The sequence below is a fragment of the Arthrobacter sp. SLBN-100 genome (assembly GCF_006715305.1).
GTDB lineage: Bacteria > Actinomycetota > Actinomycetes > Actinomycetales > Micrococcaceae > Arthrobacter.
This window is the reverse complement of the sequence record NZ_VFMY01000001.1, coordinates 2334251-2348414: the sequence shown is the minus strand read 5'-3', so window position 1 is coordinate 2348414 and position 14164 is coordinate 2334251. Positions and strand designations below refer to the sequence as shown.

The following is a 14164-nucleotide window of genomic DNA, read 5'->3' as shown; positions in this document are numbered from 1 at the left end:
ACTCAACGTAGGGAAATTTCCTGCTGGCAGCAGTTTCCCGCCGAGTGTACGACCTAAGGTCCTTCAAATGCCCAGACATCTGAGCCGGGAGAAGCTCCCTTTCGGCCATTTTGCACCTGCTGAACGCAGACGACCTCCTGCCGTCGTCCGCGCTGCTAACGAACTTTAATACAACTCTCCGCTAAGCCGGGACTTGAACTGCGAAGCGGAACATCCCTCGCAACCCACCCCCTACATAGCAGACAGAAACACTAAGCAATGTAGTAGGTCGCGCGGCGTAACCTTGTTTGATGCCTCGTTTTGCGCTTGATATTGAGTCCGTTCCCCGCCCTGCCCGCGCGCAGGAGCTCCTGGATGCCGTGAACCACCGGGTTGTCATTGCCGACGGCGCGATGGGCACCATGCTGCAGGGCCGCGAGCCGAAGCGGCAGAAAAAATAGACGGACGTGTGCGCTGGGTCCTGGGCTCGACAGGGCCGGGCACCAAGTTCCCCAGCCTCGGCCACACCACCTACGACTACCTCAAGCAGACCTTCGCCCTGCAGGCCGAGGGCCTCATCGACGGGGGCGCGGACGCATTCCTCATCGAAACCAGCTAGGACCTCCTGCAGACCAAAGCCGCCGTCAACGGCTGCAAGCAGGCCAACGTGACCCGCGGCATCCGGCGCCCCATGGTCAACTGGGGATGCCACTTCGCGGCCGAACGCCTCGGCCCGCTGATGCAGGCCTCCGTCCCCACACCCGCCACTGCCATGCAGCTCGCCGCGTCCATTACCTTCATGCTCAGCACCATGGCACCAACGTCATCCGCGCTTTCCCAGCGTCAGACGGCGGCCGGTCGGCACCGTAGGGGAGCGGCAGCAAACTAAAACAGGCGACGGCGGGAGGTCCGGCAGTCGTTGCCGCGCGTTTGCGGCTCCTCGGTGCAGTTCCGGCTGGAGTCAGTGTTCCGTCACCTAGGCCTTTCTGTCGGTCCGGGCTGCTACGGTTCGAGAATAATTGCTCGACTATTGGGGGAACCATGTCCGACCTGTCGTCCGGCCCTGCGCCGGAACCGGAGAAATCGAAGAAGAAGCCTGCGGGCTTTGCTAGGCACATCGCCTTCGCGTGCGCCTGTTTGGTGCTCATTGCCTTCCTTCCGTCCGAAGCATTCCCCGCTAGCCTCCTCCTCGCAGGAGGCGTGCTGTGGGTCTTGCTGGACGTACTGAAGCAGTACAAGAAATCCTTCGGCGCCCCTGCTGAAGGGTTCGGGGTAAGTGCTGAGAACACTTATCGAACCAGTTTGGGCGCCCCGCCTGTGCCGGCCAAGGGCCTGAAGCAGTATGCGGAAGAGGTCTATATCGCGAACGCACAGATGCTCGCCGACCTGCAGAGACTCGGGGCCCTGGACACTTTGTCCAAGGAACGCCATGTTGCCGATCTGGCACGCCAAATTGCATCCGCTGAACGAGAGTTGGCGGCGGCCAACGCCGAACTGGCCGCGGTCCGAGGTGAGGTCCTTGACGTCCGACAGGTCGCCGACCGCCACAACATCGGGTTCTACGACTACGAGCATCCTGCCGAGACGTCGGTCAAACTCGCCGACGAGCTGACCGCAGTTCGCGCCAGAATCAAGGAGAAGCTGCGTGATAAAACCGCGGTCACCACTGTCTCCGGATTCACGTTCAATGGTTCCACGAGGGAAGGTTCCAAGTTCGTCCGCGACCTTTCCGCGCTCCTGCTGCGCGCCTACAATGCCGAAGCCGAGAACTGCGTGAAAACGGTGAAGGCTGGGAGCCTGCATACGGCCGCGGCCCGGCTCGAGAAGGCCCGAGAGCAGATCGCCAAACGCGGAACCATGATCGGTCTTCAAATCACCAGCGCCTTCCACGGATTACGCGAGAAGGAGCTCGAACTCGCTGCCCGGCACCTGGAAGCCGTTGCCATCCAGAAGCAGCTAGAGGCCGAAGCCCGCGCCGAAGCCCGCGAGGCAGTCAAGGCCCAGCGCGAATGGGAAGCGCTGAAGGCCAAGCAGAAGAAGGAAGTGGATCACTACGCCAACGTGCTTATCCAGCTCCAGTCCGCCGGAGACCTTGAAGGAGTACAACGAGTTCAGGAACAGCTGGACGAGGCTGAGGCAAAGCTAGCGGACGCCGAAGATAACGCGCTCAATACCCGCGCCGGCTATGTGTATGTCATCTCCAACCTCGGGGCATTTGGTGACGGGGTCGTCAAGATCGGCATGACGCGCCGGCTCAACCCCATGGACCGTGTGCGGGAACTGGGTGACGCATCCGTGCCATTCCTCTTCGATGTGCACGCGCTGTTCTTCTCCAAGGACGCGGTAGGCGTTGAAACCATGCTTCACCAGAAATTTGCCGCCCAGCGCGTGAACTTGGTGAACCTACGCCGTGAATACTTCTACGCCACCCCGGCAGCGGTAAAGCACGCCTTAGTGGAACATCACGTGGAGCTCGTCGAATACCAGGAGAACGCACCAGCCGAAGAGTTCGCCGCATCCAGGGACCTGCGCAAGACGGCACAGCTCGCCAGCTCTATCTAGGGGACGGCGCGGAGTTTTGCGTGAGCATGCTGAACTCGCTAAACCACCCGGTCCACACCGAGGGCGGGTCGGCGACTCGTCAAAAAAATTTCGAAATCAATTTAGGGGAAATCAGTGCATGAGATGAGCTTCACCGCCATCGACTTTGAGACAGCGAATAGTCAGCGCGGTTCGGTCTGTGCGGTAGGTCTGGCCAGGGTGGTAAATGGAGAGATAGTCGAACGGGCGTCATGGTTGATCAAGCCGCCCAGCGGTATCGATCACTTTGAGCCTCGGAATGTCGGCATTCACGGCATCCGCGCACAAGATGTTGTGACAGCCCGCGATTGGAAAACCTCACTGGCCAGCATCTTCCGATTCGCCAATGGCGGGCATTTCGTGGCATACAACGCGAAGTTCGATGCGAGCGTCATGAGAGCGGCAACGGCTGCGACTGGAATTGACTTGCCGCAGCACGAGTTCTATTGCGCACTGGAACTAGCCCAAGGGCATCTGGACCTCCCACGCCACAGGTTGAATGACGTCAGTGAGCATTTGAAACTTCCGCCCTTTGAACATCACGAGGCCGGCGCGGACGCGATCGCCTGCGCCAGCGTTGTGCTTGCCATTGCGCGCATGGGACAGTTGCAAACCATTGCTGACATGTGGACCAGACCCCTCGGCACCAAAAAGACCAAGCGGCAGGATTCGAGCAAGGCGCGAACGCCGGTCGGCGGGCAAATCAACTACACCACCGAACGGAGCCTTCGCCTGGCTGATCTGCCGCAGCCTAATTCCGCTGCCGACCCACAGCATCCCTTCTTTGGTCACACCTTCTGTTTCACCGGCGAGCTGCAGAGTTTCTCAAGGCTTGAGGCCATGGCTGCGGTCGCGGACTGTGGGGCTACCAACCGTCAGGGTGTCACCAAAAAGACAAGCTACGTCGTCATCGGGCGGTCAGACTCCAGGCATTCGGCAACTGTTGGAGACCTGGGCTCATCCAACAAGGAACGCAAGGCCCTCGACTACATTGCTGGTGGTCAACAGATCACGGTGCTGGGGGAACGAGAGTTCATGCAGCTTCTAAGAGGCGCGAGAGCTATCGAGCTGGTCTTGCGATCAACGTTTGTTGATTCGTCTGACGGTCCTAGCGCCAAACCGAAGACCACACCTGTGATGACCGGTCGGCAGGCCTCTACGACGACCGCGTTTAGGCCTGCCGCTGGTGATTCAGATGTGCATTCCATGCAGAGCGGTTTGGAGAAACGTCCTGAGGCACCTAGGTGGCTGGCCGTTCTGAAGCGACTTTTTGGCCCGAGGTAACTATCGTCAGGCTTACTGCTAGGGCGGCCTCTCCAGTTCGAGCCCCGATCCGATGATGGTCGGTGCGGGCTGAGGGTTAGGCCGGTATGGATCAAAATATTGAAGGGGGTCCGCTGGATGCCTCGTCGGGTTGGGTTCCGCCTCTCAGGCCGAATACCTGGGGTCACTCATGATCGCCAGGACTTTGGTAGTCCGTGGGCTCCGGTTTTCGAAACGGTGAGGGGTGAGCCCGTCGAAATAGATGCTTTCCCCTGGTTTCAGGTTGATATCTCGAGAACCAACAGTCAGGTGGAACCGTCCCTGCAGTACGTAAATGAACTCGTCGCCAGCGTGTGATGAATGATCAGAAATCTTCGCCAGAGGTTCCAGGGTGACTTCGATGGGAATGAACCGACCGTCTTGAAGTCGAGGCAGGTGACGGTACGAGACACCTTCGGCTGCTGAGACAAATGTTCGATCTTTGCCGAATTCCCCGGTAATAAGCGACTCTTCGCCTCGCTCCGGCAGGCCGGACTCTGGTTCCAGGAAGTCGGTCACGCGGATGGAATTGAACTCAAGCAGTTTGTTGAGTCGGCCGATGGTGATGTCGGACTTGCCATTCTCGACGAGCGAGATGAAGCCGGCCGACAGCCCAGAGCCCTCGGCGACCTCACTTATCGTCAGACCACGATCTAGGCGCACTTGCTTGAGACGCATCCCGATTTCTCTTGGAGAAAGTATCACCGGTTCACTCCCTCCCGAGGGGCGTTGGTAGTCAGCATCGTAATGGTGTCCATTGCTGATCCCAAGTGGACACCCGGGCGGAGCCAAGCCGATGAAAGTTAACTCTCTGGAAACGGATATTCAATATTTTGAAAATGTGGCACAGGCATCCTGTTCTTACGCAAGTAGCTATTACAAGGAGAGCGATGCGTTCAATGAAAGATTTCGATGCGGATGTGATCGTCATCGGGCTAGGAGCGTGGGGGTCCTCGACCCTCTGGCGACTGGCTGAAAGAGGGGTTCGCTGCATTGGCATCGAAAGGTACGGGATCAATCATGCCTTTGGATCCTCCCATGGCTACTCACGGCTATTCAGGATCGCGTGCCAAGAGCACCCTGACCTCGTACCGCTGGCCCGACGCTCACGTGATCTGTGGCGCGAACTTGAAGACCGCTCCAGCGAGGAGCTGCTTTTCGAGACAGGGCTGCTCACGGTCGGAAAGCCCGAAAGCGACATGGTCAGCGGAGCAATCGCTGCAGGGGAGAAGTTTGGCGTCGAGCTGGAACAGTTCTCGGCGGAAGAAGTTCGAGCCAAGTACCCTGCCTACGCCACGGTCGCAGACGACGAAGTAGGTATCTGGGATGCCGCGGCAGGCATGCTGAGACCCGACGCAGCAGTGCGTTCGGCCAATGAAGCGGCCATCGCAGCTGGAGCCCAGACCTTCTTCGACTCCAAGGTAACTGGAGTAGAACTTGTTGATGGTGGCGTCGTCGTCACCACCGCCGGGAGGATCTTTGCTGCCCGACAGGTCATCGTCACAGCCGGCCCGTGGCTGGGAAAGCTGGTGCCGGGTCTGCCCGTGACGCCACTGCGCACGCCAATGCAATGGTTTGAGTCCAGGCTGGGGGAGTCAGACCCTTCATTTGAAATCGATCAATTTCCGGCTTTCATGCGGCGCATCGAAAACGGAGTCAGCCTCTGGGGTCACGGCCGCGCGTTTGGGGAACCGGTCAAAATCGGGCTCGGTATCGACAAGGGAGCTTTCGACCCCACGGATCCGGATGAATGCGACCGAGGTATCAACCCCGCCCGAGACTGGACCGTTTTGTCCCGCAGCATTGAGCAGTTGTTCCCCGGGCTCGATCCGGTCCCCTCCATGTCGAGGCCATGCATGATCGCCGTTACGCCGGACGATCAATTCCTGATCGGACGGCCAGGAAATGATCCCCGCCTCCTCATCGGTGGCGGCTGCAGCGGGCATGGCTTCAAGCACGCCACCGGAATCGGAGAACTCCTCGCGCAGATGTCCTTGGGTGAAGAACCCTTCATGAACGCCGACTTTGTTGATCCAAACCGATTTGATTCCGCTTCGCAGCTTCGAAAGGCAAGTTAAATGAGAAAATTTGGCGCCATTTCACGCCTTGCAGTCTTCTTGGCAGTGACCTCCGTTGTTGTCACGGGTTGTTCTTCCGGCGGAGAGGCCAAGTCTTCGTCGGTCAGTTATCCAGACTCGACGCAGACGCCCGGGCATATCCGCGTAGCAACCACGGGCGACTCCAAGCCCAGTTCATTCACCGCTGAGGGTAAGCAGCAGGGCTTTGACGTTGACGTGCTCGACGCCATTGCCCAAGCCAACGGCTACGAGACCGAATACGTAACGATGGACTTCAGTGCAATTCTTGCCACCGTTCAGAACGGCCAAGCCGACATTGCCGTAAACTCCATCTCCCGAACGCCCGCTCGCCTCAAGAACGTGGATTTCAGCGAACCGTATTACATCGGTTACGCATCGATCACCACCACCACCAAATCCGGAATCACGGATCCTGCCGGTTTGGCGGAAAAGCGCATTGGCTTTCTCAAAGGGTCGATTTACGAGGGATACACCGTCAAGGAGTATCCCAACGCTGACGCAGTAGCCTTCCCTGACTTCAACACCGCAATGCAGGCCCTTGCTACAGGAACAATCGATGGCTACTTCGGTGATCTTCCCCCGGTCCAGGATTACATAGCCAAGAACCCCGAAGAAGGGATCGTCATCTTGTCCAAAGAACCAATCCTTGACCTGCCTGTGGCGGCTGCGATCCGTAAGGGAAACATGCCGATGGCGGAGATGTTCAACGACGGCCTGAAGAAGCTGGTCGCGGATGGAACTTGGCAGAAGCTTTACCAAAAGTGGTTCCCGGACCAGCCCGTCCCCGAAATGTTCAGCTAGCCGCAAGGTGCCTTTCCAGAGGCTGCACTGACCCTCCGAATATCTCCAGAATCGTGGTGGGGCAGTCCCTGCCCCACCACGATGAGAAGGAATCATCATGGAAATCCTCGACCGCATCTTCCGCACATTTTTTGACTGGGAGTCCCTTATAGGCGTCCTCCCAACCATGCTTCAGTACGCAGTATGGAACACACTGTTGCTTGCCCTCTGTGCATCGGTTCTCGGGGTGATCCTCGGCATGGCCCTCGCACTCATGAGTATGTCCAACAAGATATGGCTCAAATGGCCAGCCCGAACATTTATCAATGTGTTTAGAGGCCTGCCCGCAGTTCTTACAATCCTCGTCATTGGCCAGGGGCTCTCGCCGCTCGGGCTGGAGTTGTGGGGTCCGAACCCTTACCCGCTCGGCATCCTGGCGCTGGGTTTAATCTCTGCGGCCTACATCGGCGAGATCTTCCGCTCGGGTATCGAGAGTGTGGAACGTGGACAATTTGAGGCATCCCGTGCCCTTGGTATGAGTCACAGCAGCGCCATGCTCAAGGTAGTTGTTCCTCAGGGAATTCGGCGGGTGTTGCCAGCCTTGGTTAACCAGTTCATTTCCAACATCAAAGATTCCTCTCTGGTCTACTTTCTGGGCCTGCTTACCAACCAGCGGGAACTCTTCCGGGTGGGGCAGGACGAGGCGATCACAACGGGAAATCTGTCGCCCCTTGTCACCTCCGGCATCATGTATCTGATCATCACCATCCCATTGACTTTCTTGGTCGGACGTATTGACCGGCGGCTGAAGGACGGCAAAAAGGTCTCAGTACCCGTTGAAGACGCGGACACCTTCGATAAGTACGCCGATCTCGTGTTGACCACCACTGCAAAGGAATCAAAATGAACGCCACACTCGAACTGGCAGCTCACCCCATCGGTGTGGAGATGTCCGACGTCAAGGTCAAGTTTGGCGACCACGAGGTGCTGCACGGAATCAATCTTGAGATTCCCAAGGGACGGACAACCTGCATCATCGGTCCGTCCGGATCAGGCAAATCGACTCTCCTCCGATGCATCAACCGACTGGAGCGTCCCTATTGGGGGCAGATTCTTCTGGGCGATCAGGACACTTCGGCCCTTAGGGACGACGACCTGCGACGTCGCATTGGAATGGTTTTTCAGCACTTCAATCTGTTCCCGCACAAGACGGTTCTCGATAACCTCACGATGCCATTACGAGACGTCCAGAAACTTGGGAAAGCCGACGCTGACGAGAAGGCGCGCGCATCGTTGAATCTTGTGGGCTTGGCAGACAAGGCCAAATTCCGCCCCGACTCGCTCTCTGGGGGCCAGAAACAGCGTGTCGCCATCGCCAGAGCCATTGCTATGGAACCGGAAATTATGCTGTTCGACGAGGCGACATCCGCCCTTGATCCTGAACTCGTCAAGGGCATTCTGCACCTCATGGCGGACTTGTCCGCGACCGGAATGACCATGGTAGCTGTCACGCACGAGATGGGGTTCGCGCGTGAAGTGGCCGACCAGGTCGTTTTCATGGACCGCGGCCGCATCGTGGAACAGGGAAGCCCGCAGAAACTATTTGATGCTCCCGAGTCGCCGAGGCTTCGGGCATTCCTGGAACAGGTTCTTTAGTGGATGAGCAGAATGGAGCCGCCGTCCCGGGGCAGTCTCGCCCAATTGCCGTTATTACCGGTGCCTCAAGCGGAATCGGCTTGGCCATCGCAGAGGAATTATCCGTAACTCATAAGCTTGTCCTAATTGGCCGGGCTGGCCACAAGTTGGAGGATATCGCCAATCGCTTTGAGCAAGCCGAAAGTATCGTCCTGGACGTGACGGGCGACATCGACGCGACCGCGCTCGCGATGTCAGAACGGGGTGTTGATGTCCTCGTTCACTCCGCGGGCATGAGCCTGCGAGGCAAGGCGGACAGTGTGACCCGACCGGAGTGGCGGGAGAGCTTTGAACTCAATCTGTTCGCCGTCGCGGAACTCACACGCCTATTGCTCCCGGCATTGCGGCGAAGCTCGGGTACCGTCGTCTTCCTCAATTCAGGTGCGGGCCTGTTCACCTCGCAAAAAAACAGCATCTATTGTGCGACGAAACATGCGCTGCGGGCTTATGCGGACGTACTGCGGGAGGAAGAACGGGTCAACGGTGTGCGAGTCACATCCATCCACCCTGGCTACGTTGACACTGCCATGGCGCGTAGCATCGCTTCGTTTGAGGGAGCGGAGCACCACCCTGAGACGTACTTGCGCCCGTCCTCGGTTGCAGCCGCGGTACGGCTGGCCGTTAATGCCACTGAGGAAGCGATGATTGAGTCCCTGTCCATTCGACCCCGGTTACCAGTGAAGATGTGAACGCCGAGGTTTCGGACCTACCATCAACGACACCGCGGCCAACTGCGGATACCACAGCTCGCGGCCGAAAGGCTTGGCCTGCTGATGAAGGCCGCTGTCGGCACTGTAGGGGAGCGGTGCCAAAGGCATGTGGACGACGGCGGGAGGTCCCGCCGTCGTCCACCGCCGGCCGCACAAACGCTCTAGGAAGCCCGCCCCCCGTCGTAGCACATGGACATACGAAGCAATGTTTCGGCGTGTCGCCCGTAACCTGTTTAGATGCCTCGTTTTGCGCTTGATATTGAGTCCGTGCCCCGCCCTGCCCGTTCGCAGGAGCTTCTGGACGCCGTGAACCACCGGGTCGTCATTGCCGACGGCGCCATGGGCACCATGCTGCAGGGCCGGGACCTGTCCCTGGAAACAGACTTCCAGGGCCTCGAAGGGTGCAACGAGATCCTCAACGACACCCGCCCGGACGTCCTCGCCGATATCCATGACGCGTACTTCGCCACGGGCATTGACGCAGTGGAAACCAACACCTTCGGCGCCAACTGGTCCAACCTCTCCGACTACGGCATCGACGACCGGATCGAAGAGCTCGCCCGAAAAGGGGCAGCGATCGCCCGCGAGCGAGCAGAAGCGGCTGAAGCAACAGACGGTCGCATGCGCTGGGTCTTGGGCTCCATGGGCCCCGGTACGAAGCTTCCCAGCCTCGGCCATACTAGCTACGACTACCTCAAGCAGACCTTCGCGCTGCAGGCCGAGGGCCTCATCGACGGCGGAGCGGATGCCTTCCTCATCGAAACCAGCCAGGACCTCCTGCAGACCAAGGCGGCGGTCAACGGCTGCAAGCAGGCCATCGTGTCCCGCGGCATCCGGCTCCCCATCTTCGTTGAAGTAACCGTCGAGACCACCGGAACCATGCTCATGGGATCCGAAATCGGCGCGGCGCTCACCGCACTCGAGCCTCTCGGCGTCGACGCCATCGGCCTGAACTGTGCCACCGGCCCGGACGAGATGAGCGAGCACCTGCGCCACCTCTCCAAGCAGTCCTCCGTCGCCATCGCCTGTATGCCCAACGCCGGCTTGCCCGTCCTCGGCGCCAACGGCGCGCACTACCCGCTCTCACCCACCGAACTCGCCACCGCCCACGAGCAGTTCGTGCGCGAATTCGGCCTCGGCCTGGTGGGCGGCTGCTGCGGTACGACGCCGGAGCACATGGCCGCCGTCGTCGAACGTCTTGCGCCCTTCCGCACCAAAGCCGTGCCCGCCACGGCGGACGGCAAGACACAGCCCGCCCGCGTCCCCACCGAACGCGAAGCCGGCATCGCCTCCCTCTACCATCACGTGAACTTTGACCAGGAATCCGCCTACCTCGCCATCGGTGAGCGCACCAACGCGAACGGTTCGAAGGCGTTCCGTCAGGCGATGCTCGAAGAGCGCTGGGACGACTGCGTGGATATTGCTCGCGAGCAGGTCCGCGTCGGCGCGCACCTGCTGGACGTCTGCATCGACTACGTGGGGCGCGACGGCGTGGCCGACATCAAGGAGGTCGTCTCGCGTTTCGCGTCGGCCTCCACCCTCCCGCTCGTCATCGACTCCACCGAACCGCCCGTGCTGCGGGCCGGGCTGGAACTCATCGGCGGACGCCCGGTGGTCAACTCCGTTAACTATGAGGACGGCGACGGCCCGGACAGCCGCTTCGCGCGCATCATGCCGCTCGTGAAGGAGCACGGCACCGCCGTCATCGCCCTGACCATCGACGAGCAAGGCCAGGCACGCACCACCGAGGGCAAGGTGGCCATCGCCTCCCGCCTCGTCGACGCCCTGGTGGGCGACTGGGGGATGCGCGTCGAGGACATCATCGTCGACGCCCTGACCTTCCCCGTCGCCACCGGCCAGGAAGAGACCCGCCGGGACGGCATCGAAACCATCGAGGCCATCCGCCAGATCACCACCAAGTACCCCGGCATCAACACCACACTCGGCGTTTCGAACGTGTCCTTCGGACTGAACCCGGCAGCACGCATGGTCCTGAACTCGGTGTTCCTGCACGAAGCCGTGCAGGCCGGCCTGACCAGCGGCATCATCGACGCCGCCAAGATCGTCCCGCTCGCCTCACTGCCGGAGGATCAGCGCAAAGTGGCCCTGGACCTCGTCTACGACCGCCGCGAATACGACGCCGACGGCAACACCACCTACGACCCCCTGGCTATCATGCTGGACCTGTTCGCCGGCGTCGACACTGCAGCGCTCAAGGACCAGCGCGCCGCGGAACTCGCTGCGCTGCCTACCGGCCAGCGCCTGGAACGGCGCATCATCGACGGCGAAGGCAAGGGCCTGGAAGAGGACCTCGACCTGGCACGCTCCGAGGGCATGAGCCCGCTCGGCATCATCAACGACCACCTGCTCGAAGGCATGAAGGTGGTGGGTGAACGCTTCGGCGCCGGCGAGATGCAGCTGCCGTTCGTGCTGCAGTCCGCCGAGGTGATGAAGAACGCCGTCGCCCTCCTCGAGCCGCACATGGAGAAGTCGGATTCTTCGGGCAAGGGCACCATGGTGATCGCCACCGTGCGCGGCGACGTGCATGACATCGGCAAGAACCTGGTGGACATCATCCTCACCAACAACGGCTACAAAGTCATCAACATCGGCATCAAGCAGGGCATTGCCGAGATCATGGCCGCGGCCGAGGAGCACAACGCGGACGTGATCGGCATGTCCGGGCTGCTGGTGAAGTCCACGGTGGTGATGAAGGAAAACCTCGCGGAGCTGCAGTCCCGCGGCCTGGCGAAGAAGTGGCCGGTGATCCTGGGCGGCGCCGCCCTGACCCGCGCTTACGTGGAGCAGGACCTGGCCGAGCAGTTTGACGGCGTGGTCCGGTACGCCAAGGACGCGTTCGAGGGCCTCGCCCTGATGGAACCGCTGGTGCGCGTGGCCCGCGGCGAGTCGCCGGACGACGTCGGCCTGCCGCCGCTGAAGAAGCGCATCCATAAGGGAGGCGCAAAGTTCACGGTGACCGAGCCGGAAGCCATGCCCGGCCGGTCCGACGTCGCCGCCGACAACCCCGTGCCCGCCCCGCCGTTCTGGGGCACCCGCATTGTGCGCGGCGTCTCGCTCCACGACTACTCGGCGTTCCTCGATGAGCGCGCCACGTTCATGGGTCAGTGGGGGCTCAAGCCCGGCCGCGGCGAGGAGGGCGCCTCCTACGAGGAACTGGTGGAACGCGAGGGCCGGCCGCGCCTGCGCTACTGGCTGGACCGCATCCTCGGCGAGGGAATGCTGGACGCGTCCGTCGCTTACGGCTACTTCCCGGTGGTCTCCGAGGGGGAGCAGGTGGTGGTGCTGCACCATGATACGGATCCCGACGGCGTCCTGGGCACCGCGGGTCTTCTCGCCCCTGACGGCGGTTCAGGCGGTCCGATCGGCACCGACCGGCTGCGCTTCGACTTCCCGCGCCAGCGGCGCGACCGGCACCTGTGCCTGGCCGACTTTGTGAAGTCGCGCGAATCCGGGCAGGTGGACGTGCTGCCGGTGCAGCTGGTCACCGCCGGCTCGAAGATCGAAGAGTTCACGTCAAAGATGTTCGCCGCCAACCAGTACCGCGACTACTACGAGCTCAACGGCCTGGTCATGCAGCTCACCGAGGCGCTGGCCGAGTTCTGGCACGCGCGGATCCGCAAGGAGCTGGGTTTCGCGGCCGAGGAACCGAAGGACACTGCAGGATATTTCAAGCTCGACTACCGCGGCGCACGGTTCTCGCTCGGCTACCCCGCGTGCCCGGACATGAAGGACCGCCGCAAGGTGACGGAGCTGCTGAAACCCGAGCGGATGGGCGTGATCCTGAGCGACGAGCTGATGCTGCACCCCGAGCAGTCCACCGACGCGTTCGTGTTCCACCACCCGGAGGCGAAGTACTTCAAGGTGTGAGTGGGTGCCGGTCCCTGGTTTGTCAGCGCCAGTCGTCGATCACATAAGCGTCAGAGTGGCTGTAGCCGGGCTCGTTGGGCCGGTGCATGGTCACGCCCTGCAACCCGGTACGGAAACCGCGGGCGACCATGCGCTGATAGGCATCTGGGCGGCCCAGGTTCATCCCTGCCTCGAGCTGCCTCATTCCGCGCTCGGAGGCCAGTTGCTCGCAGGCGTCGAGTAACCGCTCGAATCTGTCACCGGCCTGCCTGCCAGGGCGAACAGCGCCGAACTTAACGAAGCAAACATCCGACCCGGCCTCCGATCCCGGACCGCAATGACACACGGCCAGGCCGTCCAGCCCCGACTCACCCTGGAGCAGCACGGTGTCGCCAAGTCCTTGGGCATGAACAGCCGTAATTTCGCGTTCCAGGTCCAGACCCACGTACACAGAGTCGGTTAGGGTGCGACAGGCACTGATGTATTCGGCCTGTTCGGCGGCGGACATGTCGGCGTAGGTCACGTGGATGGGCATGGAGCCACTGGGCGCGACCTGTTTACGCATGACGGCGGTCAAGAATCGGGGCCAGAAACCGTACCGGCGGTAGAGCTCGAGGTGTTTAGGACTGTGTGAGAAGGTGAACAGGCCGAGGTGGTTATTCCCCCAAGACTCGAAGCATCCCATGATCGGTTCCATCAGGCTTTTACCGACGCCCTGGTCCCACAGATCGGGACGCACGGTCAACGGGCCGAAGAACCCGACGCTGCCCCAGCTGGTGGCGAAGTTCGATCCGACGAGCTCGCCGTCCACCATCGCGGCGAAGGCGGCATGCGGATCGGCGGCAAAGCGAGTCCTGACATAGTCAGCGGTTCCGAACAGATCGGGGACTCCGAGGAACGTCCCAAACGCTTCCCTGAGGATCTCGTCAGCACGATCAAGGTCCGCTTCCCCCAGCGGACGGACCAATACAGGGCCCACAACACTCTTGGGTCCGGTTTCCTGTGTGGTCATAAATTTCTGCCTCCATCAGTGTTTGCTTGTGCTCAGTTGCATCATCCGGCCAGTTGTTCGTCCATCTATGGACGTAGAGGCCTATGCCGCACCTGGTCCGCATTGCCGACGTACAGGGATCTCTGGGGCTGGCGGCGTCA

General features: G+C 60.9%; 11 protein-coding genes and 1 pseudogene. 10 read left to right on the top strand and 2 right to left on the bottom strand.

Annotation, left to right across the window (positions count from 1 at the left end; translation table 11 throughout):
• Positions 1-290: 290 nt before the first annotated feature.
• From FBY31_RS11005 to FBY31_RS10990, 4 genes and pseudogenes are all read left to right on the top strand, one after another.
• Positions 291-673 (top strand): annotated as a pseudogene (locus FBY31_RS11005) (homocysteine S-methyltransferase family protein); the annotation flags it as partial.
• Positions 647-868, top strand: coding sequence for a hypothetical protein (locus FBY31_RS11000; protein ID WP_235013234.1), 222 nt, complete (start codon positions 647-649; stop codon positions 866-868). The pseudogene FBY31_RS11005 and the gene FBY31_RS11000, both read left to right, overlap by 27 nt.
• A gap of 311 nt (positions 869-1179) precedes the next feature.
• Positions 1180-2541, top strand: coding sequence for a DUF4041 domain-containing protein (locus tag FBY31_RS10995; protein ID WP_160142457.1), 1362 nt, complete (start codon positions 1180-1182; stop codon positions 2539-2541).
• 123 nt (positions 2542-2664) lie between these two features.
• Positions 2665-3843 carry an exonuclease domain-containing protein gene (locus tag FBY31_RS10990; RefSeq protein WP_235013198.1) on the top strand — a complete coding sequence of 393 codons (1179 nt, stop codon included), beginning with the start codon at positions 2665-2667 and terminating at the stop codon, positions 3841-3843.
• Between the two features lie 144 nt (positions 3844-3987).
• Here FBY31_RS10990 and FBY31_RS10985 read toward each other — a convergent pair whose 3' ends face one another.
• The gene (locus FBY31_RS10985) at positions 3988-4566 is read right to left on the bottom strand and encodes a cupin domain-containing protein (RefSeq protein ID WP_142040557.1); all 579 of its coding nucleotides are present in this window, start codon (positions 4564-4566) and stop codon (positions 3988-3990) included.
• A 194-nt stretch (positions 4567-4760) separates the two neighbouring features.
• On the opposite strand from FBY31_RS10985, the gene solA reads away from it, so the two are divergent.
• From solA to metH, 6 genes are all read left to right on the top strand, one after another.
• Entirely contained in the window at positions 4761-5939 is a 1179-nt protein-coding gene (gene solA, locus FBY31_RS10980) for an N-methyl-L-tryptophan oxidase (RefSeq protein WP_142040554.1), read from the top strand.
• Positions 5940-6761 carry a substrate-binding periplasmic protein gene (locus FBY31_RS10975; protein ID WP_142040551.1) on the top strand — a complete coding sequence of 274 codons (822 nt, stop codon included), beginning with the start codon at positions 5940-5942 and terminating at the stop codon, positions 6759-6761.
• Between the two features lie 97 nt (positions 6762-6858).
• Complete coding sequence (locus tag FBY31_RS10970; RefSeq protein ID WP_142040548.1) at positions 6859-7647, top strand: amino acid ABC transporter permease; 789 nt, start codon at positions 6859-6861, stop codon at positions 7645-7647.
• The gene (locus tag FBY31_RS10965) at positions 7644-8396 is read left to right on the top strand and encodes an amino acid ABC transporter ATP-binding protein (protein WP_327436924.1); all 753 of its coding nucleotides are present in this window, start codon (positions 7644-7646) and stop codon (positions 8394-8396) included. Before FBY31_RS10970 ends, FBY31_RS10965 begins: the two co-directional genes overlap by 4 nt.
• Positions 8396-9124 (top strand): SDR family oxidoreductase, encoded by a 729-nt coding sequence (locus tag FBY31_RS10960; protein WP_235013020.1) that lies wholly within the window; start codon positions 8396-8398, stop codon positions 9122-9124. The genes FBY31_RS10965 and FBY31_RS10960 overlap by 1 nt, the downstream gene beginning before the upstream one ends.
• 258 nt (positions 9125-9382) lie before the next feature.
• Complete coding sequence (gene metH, locus FBY31_RS10955) at positions 9383-13033, top strand: methionine synthase (protein ID WP_142040545.1); 3651 nt, start codon at positions 9383-9385, stop codon at positions 13031-13033.
• Between the two features lie 22 nt (positions 13034-13055).
• Here metH and FBY31_RS10950 read toward each other — a convergent pair whose 3' ends face one another.
• Positions 13056-14024, bottom strand: a complete 969-nt coding sequence (locus tag FBY31_RS10950) for a GNAT family N-acetyltransferase (protein ID WP_142040543.1) — start codon at positions 14022-14024, stop codon at positions 13056-13058.
• Positions 14025-14164: the final 140 nt, after the last annotated feature.

What these genes read in the sequence shown, in the direction of transcription:
- FBY31_RS10990 (WP_235013198.1), top strand. Translation starts at nt 2,665, where the DNA reads ATGAGCTTCACCGCCATCGACTTTGAGACAGCGAATAGTCAGCGCGGT.
- solA (WP_142040554.1), top strand. Translation starts at nt 4,761, where the DNA reads ATGAAAGATTTCGATGCGGATGTGATCGTCATCGGGCTAGGAGCGTGG.
- FBY31_RS10975 (WP_142040551.1), top strand. Translation starts at nt 5,940, where the DNA reads ATGAGAAAATTTGGCGCCATTTCACGCCTTGCAGTCTTCTTGGCAGTG.
- FBY31_RS10970 (WP_142040548.1), top strand. Translation starts at nt 6,859, where the DNA reads ATGGAAATCCTCGACCGCATCTTCCGCACATTTTTTGACTGGGAGTCC.
- FBY31_RS10965 (WP_327436924.1), top strand. Translation starts at nt 7,644, where the DNA reads ATGAACGCCACACTCGAACTGGCAGCTCACCCCATCGGTGTGGAGATG.
- metH (WP_142040545.1), top strand. Translation starts at nt 9,383, where the DNA reads ATGCCTCGTTTTGCGCTTGATATTGAGTCCGTGCCCCGCCCTGCCCGT.
- FBY31_RS10950 (WP_142040543.1), bottom strand. Translation starts at nt 14,024, where the DNA reads ATGACCACACAGGAAACCGGACCCAAGAGTGTTGTGGGCCCTGTATTG.